The sequence below is a fragment of the Nitrosomonas supralitoralis genome (assembly GCF_003011925.2).
Classification (GTDB): Bacteria; Pseudomonadota; Gammaproteobacteria; order Burkholderiales; family Nitrosomonadaceae; genus Nitrosomonas; species Nitrosomonas supralitoralis.
In genome coordinates, this window is the sequence record NZ_PXXU01000004.1 from 112,438 (window position 1) to 121,401 (window position 8,964).

Here is an 8,964-nt window from a genome sequence, read left to right on the forward strand (position 1 = left end):
CTATAGAATGGGATTAATATAAACCGCCACCTGATTTCTTCCACCTTGTTTAGCTTCATATAAAGCTTTATCCGCTCTATCCAGCAAAGTTGTACAGATAAAATTAGCGTCATGTTGCGGTGATATCAATAAGCTCCGCAGACTGGCCATACCAATGGACACCGAAATATTAAGCTGCCTGTCATAAAGAATAATCGCTGAGGAGCAGATTGCCTTGCGCAGACGTTCAGCAATTTCATGTGCGGCTTGCAAGGTCGTTGAAGGCAGCGCCACAACAAACTCTTCGCCGCCATAACGAGCTACGATGTCGCAAGATCTTACCTGTTCCTTGATTAGATTCACCATGTGTCTTAGTACCAAATCACCTGTTTGATGACCATGGTTATCATTTATTTTTTTGAAATGGTCGACATCGAGAAACATGCAAATCAAATCATCATCCCAACGAACACAGCGTGCAATCTCATCTTTGAAACGCAAGTCAAAATAACGACGATTGTAGGCCTGTGTCAATACATCTTGATAACTGATCTCCTTGATTCTTTGCTGATTGAGGCAGTTTTCTATTGCAACGGCAGTCATTGCGGATAGTTTCCGCAGAAAAAAAGTCCCAATGTTCTTTTGGTAACGATGAGGATCCTGGCTTAATAACATCAGTGATCCAATTACCTGATTACTACGGAGAAGCGGTAAGAAAGCCGCACTTTTAATTTGATCTCTGGATTTTAACCCTTTGAGCATCCATCGATATTTCTTTAATGCTTCTGTTCCCAGCGTCGGATTGGTAGCCAGAGATTGAATGATTTCAGTATCTTTTATAGGATCTAGAATCAATAATTTATTTGCAAAGCTTAAACGCGCTTCTTCATCACGTTCAAAAAATAACCGATCGGCGTCTTTGTGATGGTCCACAAGACACAGTACCATGTCTAGAAGCTGGAAACGTGCAATACTTTGGAATAACAACAAATCGCGTAACTCTTTGGGAGTGCTGGCGCCAATGATTTCAAAACCAAAAGTTTCGTATAACTCCTGTTTTTTTTCATTGGCCCTGGCCTGCTTAATGAAATGATCCAGCTTACGCTGCAGCTCACGATTCTTATCATAAACCGAATCATTCATTCTCTATAGGCTCAGTTATTTTCTTCTTCCTGATTGATCATAGGTTCTGGAATTCGATATGTTTCTTGAGCCCACTGCGACAAATCCGCTGTTTTACACCGCTCGGAACAGAATGGCCGGAAACGGTTAGTAACTTCCCAAATAACTTTACATCCACATTGTGGGCAATCAACAGTGCACTGTTGCATCAAAGAAGATCCTCCATACCTATCACAGACAATAAGACAATCACCTTGTTTTGGCAAAGAAAACTTAAACTATTTTCAATTAAGCTATTTTTATTATGGCATTGGATTGTAAGGCAAAAACTGCCAAAGTAATATTTAACTGCATATTCTACAAAAATTTTACATAATTTAGATTAAACTTTTCTAACTTACACTTAATTTCTTATCTAAAGGTTGACAATCCTGGCTACTCGACAAGAACTCTCAGATTTTTTGATTGAAATCGAGAGGCGCGCATATAAACAAGCTTTGTTTGCGGTCCAGGATGTGCATGTAGCGTTAGACATCGTCCAAGATTCTATGATGAAGCTTACAGCAAAGTACGCATCTAAACCCATCGAAGAGCTGCCGCTTTTATTTCAGCGCATATTGCAAAATACAATTCGAGATTACTACCGCCGACAAAAGATCCGATCAATGTGGACCTCTTTGTTTTCATCGTTTACTTCTAATGATCAGAATAAGGATCATGAAGACTTCGACATTCTCGAAACTTTACCGATCAAGCAAGTATCCAACGAGCCTGATGCTCAACTTGAGAAAGTACAGTTGATTAAGCTAATTGAAGAAGCGATAGAAATTCTCCCTTTACGTCAACGTGAAGCGTTCATACTGCGTTATTGGGAAGAAATGAGTTTAGCAGAGACAGCTGTCATTATGAATTGTTCGGAAGGTAGTGTAAAAACGCATTGCTCGCGGGCAACTCATACATTAGCTACAATACTCAAAGCAAAAGGAGTGAAATTGTGAACGAACAAAAATTTGGAAAAAGCATTGCCCAGTTGTTGGATCAGAGTACGGACGAGACTATCAAGCAAAGCACTTTGTATCGACTGCAATTGGCTCGTCAAGCTGCTTTGGAGCAGTGCGAATCATCAGTGAAGCTCATTAATTCAGGCCGCAACATTTCAGCTTATGGCAAACACGGTAGATATTTAACTGTTGGAAAGCTATTGTTACTTTTGACTGTAATATATATTCTGATGAATATCACGCTCACTCAGCTTTTTGAGCATGAAAATAAAGCAGCTATTGATACCTTGATACTAGCTGATGATTTGCCGCTTGATGCTTACATTGATAATGAGTTTGAAAAATGGTTGGATATCGACTAATTACTATATGCGTGTTATTTTTTTTCTTCACTTTCGAAGCCCTTGGTGAATCCAATAGACTTGAATGGAAAAGCTTGACGAATCAACAACAGGAGATTCTTGGACCTTTAGCAGACGAGTGGAATGTCATGAAGCTTCCCAAAAAGAAAAAATGGCTGGGTGTTGCAAAACGCTACCCAAAAATGACCACGCATGAACAGCAACGCATACAATCACAAATGCGAAGCTGGCATGCATTGACTTCAAAGCAGAGGCAACAAGCGCGCGAAGTATATAAAAAAATGGAACAATTGCCAGCCCAGAAAAGGCAAGAAATCAAACAGCGCTGGTATAATAACGAATAGTTATCCGAAAAATCTAAAAGTTCTATTAATTTGCCATTAGTAGCTTGTATTGTTGCATAAAATTTGCTCATCTTTATTTGTAGTGAGCGTAAAAAGCAGAATATCTCATCAAGAAAACTGTTTCTATAAGCAGAAGCGGTAATCGTCCGATTTGAAATCTGAACTCATTACATGTTCATACAAGGTAATTTTTTATTTTGCCTTTCTTCTCAGTTTAGCTAATGCAGCACGCTGATTGTTTACCATCTCATAATCTGCCGATCCGTTGGGCAGATGAGCTTTCATCCCAATTAATCAGTGAAGAAACTGTGCTGGCTTGGCTTCCAATCGACCTCGATACCCAACTGCATTTCTCTAAAGGGCTGATCGTGGTGACAAACAAACGTTTGCTGGCCAAAATGCTGGGCGATGAAATATGGCAGGCATGGTACTACCAAAAAGAATTGTTGTTAACACATCGCGATTATGCGGGTATTGGTTGTTTGGAGTTATCTGACTCACATGCACGACTTTCATTCTGGCGTTATCGTCTGAATAACCGTATTGCAGTGAATCGCCTGATTCAGTGTTTCACAGAACAACTGGATTATCATCTTACCGGTAAGCTTCCACCATCCTCCAATACGCTTGTGCAATGTCCAATTTGTTCCACATTTTTATCCCCAGAAGAAGAATGCGAAGTCTGTGAAAAACAAAGCCATACCCCAACTTCAACCTGGACCTTAGTTCGATTGTGGCGCTTTGCGGAACCCTATAAGGGGCGATTAATCATTGGATTTCTGTTGACCTTATGCAGTACGGCTGCAACATTGGTCCCACCCTACTTAACCATGCCGCTAATGGATAACGTACTGATACCTTATCAAAATGGCCAACCGATCAATACAGATTTAGTCACGTTATATCTCTCCGGCTTGTTGGGCGCTTCGATTCTCGCTTGGGTGTTAGGGTGGGCGAGAACATATATGCTGGCCCGTGTATCCGAGCGAATTGGAGCCGATCTGCGAACAACAACCTACAAGCACTTGCTGAATCTTTCTCAGGAATATTTTGGGGGTAAGCGAACCGGTGATTTAATGGCGCGTATCGGTGCCGAAACAGACCGGATTAATCTGTTTCTTTCGTTACACTTATTAGATTTTGCTACCGATGTCATCATGATTGCGATGACTGCCGTGATTCTGGTGTCCATCAATCCTTGGCTGGCGTTGGTGACGCTAATACCGTTACCCATTATTGTCTGGTTGATTCATTTGGTTCGTGACCGGTTACGTATAGGGTTTGAAAAAGTTGATCGGATTTGGGCTGAAGTCAATAACGTACTTGCGGATACCATTCCAGGTATTCGAGTGGTTAAGGCATTTGCTCAAGAAAAAAGGGAAGCTGCACGTTTTCATGCTGCAAACCAGCGCAATTTACAAATCAATGATCGTGTGAACCGGATTTGGTCATTATTCACACCGACGGTTACATTGCTGACGGAAATTGGTTTGTTGGTTGTATGGATATTTGGTATTTGGCAGATCTCCAGAGACGAGATTACAGTCGGAGTACTTACAGCCTTTCTAGCCTATATTGGTCGCTTTTACATTCGCCTGGATTCGATGAGCCGTATCGTTTCTATTACGCAAAAAGCTGCTGCAGGAACCAAGCGCATTTTTGATATTCTGGATCATGTATCCAATGTTCCAGAATCATCTGACCCCATTCATCTGCCTACGATTCAGGGTCGGATTGAATTATGCAATGTGGCCTTCCGATATGGAAACCGTAGCACTGTGCGTAACATAAATTTAAATATCAAGGCAGGAGAAATGATTGGCTTGGTCGGACACAGCGGCTCGGGAAAGAGTACCTTGGTCAATCTGATTTGTCGTTTCTATGATGTAACGGAAGGCAAGATTCTGATCGATGGGCATGATATTCGCGACTTATCGCTCGCTGAGTATCGCAAACATATTGGACTGGTACTTCAAGAGCCCTTTCTATTTTTTGGCACAATTTCAGAAAATATCGCCTATGGTAAACCAGATGCAACACGGCAAGAAATTGTGGCAGCAGCTCGTGCCGCGCATGCACATGAATTTATCCTGCGACTGCCCTATGGTTACGATTCGCTGGTAGGAGAGCGCGGACAAGCACTCTCAGGCGGTGAACGCCAGCGTATTTCAATTGCTCGCGCGCTTCTGATTAATCCGCGCATCCTGATCCTTGATGAAGCAACTTCCTCTGTGGACACAACGACTGAGAAAGACATTCAAAAGGCACTGGATAATCTGATACGTGGTCGCACCACGATTGCCATCGCGCATCGCCTGTCCACTTTGCGTGAAGCTGATCGATTAATCGTTCTTGATCGCGGCATGATTGTGGAGATTGGCAATCACACTGAGTTAATGAAACAACAAGGCTATTACTACCGCTTGTATCTTGCGCAGGCTCGGAATGTGGATACAGAAGATAACGCGATCGTTCCGATTGAGGAACATAATAGCCGCGGAGCCGTGTAAATGAATGTTACTGTTGAATATCAATTAACCCGGAATCTGTATGGGAAACTTATTCTGTTGGATCAATTCGGCATGACCCACGAGGGTGTGATGCCGGTACGAGCATTTCCAATAACCGATCCAGATCATGGTATTGCGCTGATTGATTCACGGGGACATGAGCTGGTATGGATTTATCAGCTTACAGATTTGCCGGAGGACTATCGAGAGTTGATTGAGTCAGAGCTTGCACATCGAGAATTTATGCCGAAAATCAAACGAATACTGAAAGTCTCGAGTTTTATCACACCCAATACCTGGCAGGTTGAAACGGATCGTGGAGAAGCTGTTTTTATTCTTAAGGGCGAGGAAGATATCCGCCGCTTAGCAACCACATCATTAATAATTACCGACAATCAAGGCATTCATTTCCTGATTCAGGATCGCTTAACGCTGGATCGCCATAGCCGCAAATTGCTGGATCATTTTCTTTGAAAGCACACTCTGGAAAGATACGAGCAGATCTGCATTCCATGCACCATTTGCATATGATTATCCTTTGACACAAACAACTTGTTTCAAGGTATGAACGATCTCCACCAGCGAACTTTGTGCCTTCATGACAGCGTCTATATTCTTGTAAGCCATCGGAATCTCATCGATCACGGCGGCATCCTTGCGGCATTCGACATGTGCTGTTGCCGCGATCTGGTCTGCAACAGTAAAGCGGCGCTTGGCTTCGTTGCGGCTCATGATACGCCCAGCACCATGGCTGCATGAACAGAATGCTTCCTCGTTACCAAGGCCACGAACAATATAGCTTTGGGCGCCCATGGAGCCGGGGATAATACCCAGTTCACCTTTCTGTGCAGAAACTGCGCCTTTGCGTGTTACCAGAATTTCCACACCAAAGTGGATTTCCTTTTGCACGTAATTATGGTGGCAGTTGACGGCCTCGGCATCGGTCACGAACGGCTTGGTAATGACCTGGCGAATAGCGGCGATGACATTTTGCATCATCACCGCGCGGTTACGCCGCGCAAAATCCTGCGCCCAGCCCACGGCCTCGACATAATCATTGAAATGCGCACTGCCCTCTTTGAAATAAGCGAGATCCCGATCAGGCAGGTTGGCAATGTGATGACGCATATCTGCTTGCGCCAGCTCGATGAAAAAGGTGCCAATGGCGTTGCCGACGCCCCGTGAACCCGAATGCAACATGAGCCACACGCGATCAACCTGATCCAGGCACACTTCGATGAAGTGGTTACCTGTCCCTAACGTGCCCAGATGCTTGTAGTTGTTGGTGCTTTTCAAGCGCGGAAATTTCCCGGTAATGCGATCAAATCCAGGAATCAGCTTTGCCCACATGGCATCCACTGATGCGGGTGGTGTATCCCATGCGCCTTTATCGCGCTTGCTGCGTTTCAAAGTACGGCCATGAGGTACGGCGCGCTCAATCGCGCTGCGCAACTCAAACAGATGATCCGGCAAATCCTGCGCTGTCAGTGTTGTGCGCACAGCCATCATGCCGCAACCGATATCCACTCCCACCGCTGCCGGGATGATTGCACCCAGCGTTGGAATCACGCTGCCGATGGTTGAACCTTTACCCAGATGCACATCCGGCATTACCGCGAGGTGCTTGAAGATAAATGGCATGCTTGCCGTGTTCATCAACTGTATGCGCGCTTCGTCCTCGACAGGTACGCCGTGGGTCCACATCTTGATCGGCTGGCCCTTCCCGGTTTTCAATAATTGATATTCCATGCTATGCCTTTAATTCTTGATCTCTAACAAACTGTTCAGGATTTGATCCAGAGGCCGCCAAACACGGCAATGCAATCACTCTTCCCGGCAACCCGCTCATTCCAGAGTTCGAATGCAATACAGCAGGCTTATCTTTCATTACTTTGACAATATCGCCGCAATATCCCGGAAACTATTCAATCCAGCCTCCAGGTTTTCGATGATTTCATTCACCAACTCATCCGGTTCCGGCAAATTGTCCAGATCGGATAAGCTTTTATCCTTGATCCAGAAAATATCCAGACTGGTTTTGTCGCGCGCCATGATTTGCTCGAAGCTGTATTTACGCCAGCGCCTTCCGCATTTTGCTCATTCCAGGTTTCCTTGCGCTGATGACGGTTCAACGGATTGTAACAGGCGATAAAATCCTGCAAATCCTCAAAATGCAGCGGTTTCTTTTTGAGCGTGTGATGAGTGTTGGTGCGGTAATCGTAGTACCAGACCGCTTTCTGTCCATGGATCTTTGCTGGCTTCACAGTTATCGAAGAACAGCACATTCGATTTCACTCCGTTGGCGTAGAAGATGCCGGTAGGCAGCCGCAGAATCGTATGCAGATCGGTGGTTTCAAGCAATTTCTTGCGAACGGTTTCACCCGCGCCACCTTCGAATAGCACATTATTCGGAACCACTACGGCCGCCTTGCCGGTGGTTTTCAACATGGTGCGGATATGCTGCACGAAATTGAGCTGCTTGTTGGAGGTTGTCGCCCAGAAATCCTGCCGGTTATACGTCAGATCGTCTTTTGCCTGTTCGCCTTCTTCGTTGGTGAAACTCATCGCACTTTTCTTGCCGAACGACGGATTCGCCAATACAAAGTCAAAACGCTTGCAAGAGTCAGCCACCAGCGCATCGTTGGGGGAAATCATGCTGTCGCCGTCGATCTCGCCGATGTTGTGCAAAAACATATTCATCAAGGCAAGGCGGCGCGTATTGGCGACAATTTCGTTGCCGTAAAATGTTTCATGTTTCAGAAACGCCTTTTGCGTCTTGTCCATCGAATGCTCAGAGACCAAAAAGTCATAAGCTGCAAGAAAGAATCCCTCGTACCACAGGCTGGATCAGCAATGGTTTTTTCGGGTTCCGGGCGCACACATTGCACCATCACGCGAATCAAGGCGCGCGGTGTAAAGTATTGCCCAGCACCGGACTTGGTGTCTTCTGCGTTGCGTTCCAGCAATCCCTCATAAATGTCGCCTTTCACATCCGCGCCCATCGTAACCCACTGGGTTTCGTTGACCATATCGATCAGACGATACAGCTTGGCCGGATCCTGGATTTTGTTTTGCGCCTTAGTGAATATCTGGCCCAGCATTCCCGGTTTCTTGCCCAGTTCCATCAACAATGTAACGTAATGCAATTCCAGTTCTGCGCCGCGCTTAGTTCTGAGGCTTTGCCAGTTATATTCGACAGGGATATCCACTTTGCGGTTATACGGCGGCTGACTGTATTCATCCGCCATTTTCAGGAAAATCAGATAGGTCAGCTGTTCCAGATAATCGCCGTAGCCCACGCCGTCGTCTCGCAAGGTAGTGCAGAAACTGCAGACTTTGGAAACGATAGAGGTGGTCGAGTTCATGCCCTGATCTCGAAACATTCGTCATGCTCTCGCACGCAACCGTTGCCAGCTTGTGCATGATGCGCGTCATTCCCGCGCAGTGTCAGCCCGCGCGAAAATTGGCACTTCAAGAGCATGACAAAAGCAGAAAAATTTCTGACGTAGTTCACGCCAATTCCTGCCACAAATCTCTCCACATTGAATTCTTTTTCTCGATCAAATCTATTTTCCATTGCCGATTCCATTTTTTAAGCTGCTTCTCGCGCCGAATCGCTGCCAGCATCTCTTCATGCATTTCATAA

At 45.1% G+C, this 8,964-nt stretch carries 13 protein-coding genes; 5 read left to right on the forward strand and 8 right to left on the reverse strand.

Going from position 1 to position 8,964, the window contains the following annotated elements; translation table 11 throughout:
• Together C7H79_RS02255 and C7H79_RS02260 are read right to left on the reverse strand one after the other, a co-directional pair.
• Complete coding sequence (locus tag C7H79_RS02255; RefSeq protein WP_106705668.1) at positions 1-1,122, reverse strand: diguanylate cyclase; 1,122 nt, start codon at positions 1,120-1,122, stop codon at positions 1-3.
• Positions 1,123-1,133: 11 nt separating this feature from the next.
• Positions 1,134-1,310, reverse strand: coding sequence for a DNA gyrase inhibitor YacG (locus C7H79_RS02260; RefSeq protein ID WP_106705669.1), 177 nt, complete (start codon positions 1,308-1,310; stop codon positions 1,134-1,136).
• Positions 1,311-1,532: 222 nt separating this feature from the next.
• Between C7H79_RS02260 and C7H79_RS02265 the strand changes: the two genes are divergently transcribed.
• From C7H79_RS02265 to C7H79_RS02285, 5 genes are all read left to right on the forward strand, one after another.
• Entirely contained in the window at positions 1,533-2,099 is a 567-nt protein-coding gene (locus C7H79_RS02265) for an RNA polymerase sigma factor (RefSeq protein WP_106705687.1), read from the forward strand.
• Positions 2,096-2,464 carry a DUF3619 family protein gene (locus C7H79_RS02270; protein ID WP_172592325.1) on the forward strand — a complete coding sequence of 123 codons (369 nt, stop codon included), beginning with the start codon at positions 2,096-2,098 and terminating at the stop codon, positions 2,462-2,464. The genes C7H79_RS02265 and C7H79_RS02270 overlap by 4 nt, the downstream gene beginning before the upstream one ends.
• 74 nt (positions 2,465-2,538) lie before the next feature.
• Positions 2,539-2,808, forward strand: a complete 270-nt coding sequence (locus C7H79_RS02275; RefSeq protein ID WP_242447101.1) for a DUF3106 domain-containing protein — start codon at positions 2,539-2,541, stop codon at positions 2,806-2,808.
• A 221-nt stretch (positions 2,809-3,029) separates the two neighbouring features.
• Positions 3,030-5,318, forward strand: a complete 2,289-nt coding sequence (locus tag C7H79_RS02280; RefSeq protein WP_106705672.1) for a cyanophycin metabolism-associated ABC transporter — start codon at positions 3,030-3,032, stop codon at positions 5,316-5,318.
• A complete protein-coding gene (locus tag C7H79_RS02285) occupies positions 5,319-5,792 on the forward strand; it encodes a cyanophycin metabolism-associated DUF1854 family protein (RefSeq protein WP_106705673.1) in 474 nt (157 codons plus the stop codon).
• Positions 5,793-5,849: 57 nt separating this feature from the next.
• Here C7H79_RS02285 and C7H79_RS02290 read toward each other — a convergent pair whose 3' ends face one another.
• The 6 genes from C7H79_RS02290 to C7H79_RS17820 form a co-directional block, all read right to left on the reverse strand.
• A complete protein-coding gene (locus C7H79_RS02290; protein WP_106705674.1) occupies positions 5,850-7,067 on the reverse strand; it encodes an RtcB family protein in 1,218 nt (405 codons plus the stop codon).
• 1 nt (position 7,068) lies between these two features.
• Positions 7,069-7,206: a hypothetical protein gene (locus tag C7H79_RS17815; protein WP_172592326.1), complete on the reverse strand. Its 138-nt coding sequence runs from the start codon at positions 7,204-7,206 to the stop codon at positions 7,069-7,071.
• Entirely contained in the window at positions 7,206-7,370 is a 165-nt protein-coding gene (locus C7H79_RS18360; protein WP_197714576.1) for a hypothetical protein, read from the reverse strand. The genes C7H79_RS17815 and C7H79_RS18360 overlap by 1 nt, the downstream gene beginning before the upstream one ends.
• Positions 7,371-7,484: 114 nt before the next feature.
• Positions 7,485-8,102, reverse strand: a complete 618-nt coding sequence (locus C7H79_RS18365; RefSeq protein ID WP_197714577.1) for an HsdM family class I SAM-dependent methyltransferase — start codon at positions 8,100-8,102, stop codon at positions 7,485-7,487.
• Complete coding sequence (locus C7H79_RS18370; RefSeq protein ID WP_197714578.1) at positions 8,075-8,683, reverse strand: N-6 DNA methylase; 609 nt, start codon at positions 8,681-8,683, stop codon at positions 8,075-8,077. Before C7H79_RS18370 ends, C7H79_RS18365 begins: the two co-directional genes overlap by 28 nt.
• Positions 8,680-8,832: a hypothetical protein gene (locus C7H79_RS17820; protein ID WP_206781766.1), complete on the reverse strand. Its 153-nt coding sequence runs from the start codon at positions 8,830-8,832 to the stop codon at positions 8,680-8,682. Before C7H79_RS17820 ends, C7H79_RS18370 begins: the two co-directional genes overlap by 4 nt.
• Positions 8,833-8,964: the final 132 nt, after the last annotated feature.

Excerpts from the sequence above, each read along its gene's own strand:
- C7H79_RS18360 (WP_197714576.1), bottom strand. The coding sequence starts at position 7,370 with ATGGCGCGCGACAAAACCAGTCTGGATATTTTCTGGATCAAGGATAAA.
- C7H79_RS18370 (WP_197714578.1), bottom strand. The coding sequence starts at position 8,683 with ATGAACTCGACCACCTCTATCGTTTCCAAAGTCTGCAGTTTCTGCACT.
- C7H79_RS02280 (WP_106705672.1), top strand. The coding sequence starts at position 3,030 with ATGCAGCACGCTGATTGTTTACCATCTCATAATCTGCCGATCCGTTGG.
- C7H79_RS02255 (WP_106705668.1), bottom strand. The coding sequence starts at position 1,122 with ATGAATGATTCGGTTTATGATAAGAATCGTGAGCTGCAGCGTAAGCTG.
- C7H79_RS02290 (WP_106705674.1), bottom strand. The coding sequence starts at position 7,067 with ATGGAATATCAATTATTGAAAACCGGGAAGGGCCAGCCGATCAAGATG.
- C7H79_RS02285 (WP_106705673.1), top strand. The coding sequence starts at position 5,319 with ATGAATGTTACTGTTGAATATCAATTAACCCGGAATCTGTATGGGAAA.
- C7H79_RS17815 (WP_172592326.1), bottom strand. The coding sequence starts at position 7,206 with ATGAAAGATAAGCCTGCTGTATTGCATTCGAACTCTGGAATGAGCGGG.
- C7H79_RS02260 (WP_106705669.1), bottom strand. The coding sequence starts at position 1,310 with ATGCAACAGTGCACTGTTGATTGCCCACAATGTGGATGTAAAGTTATT.
- C7H79_RS18365 (WP_197714577.1), bottom strand. The coding sequence starts at position 8,102 with ATGGACAAGACGCAAAAGGCGTTTCTGAAACATGAAACATTTTACGGC.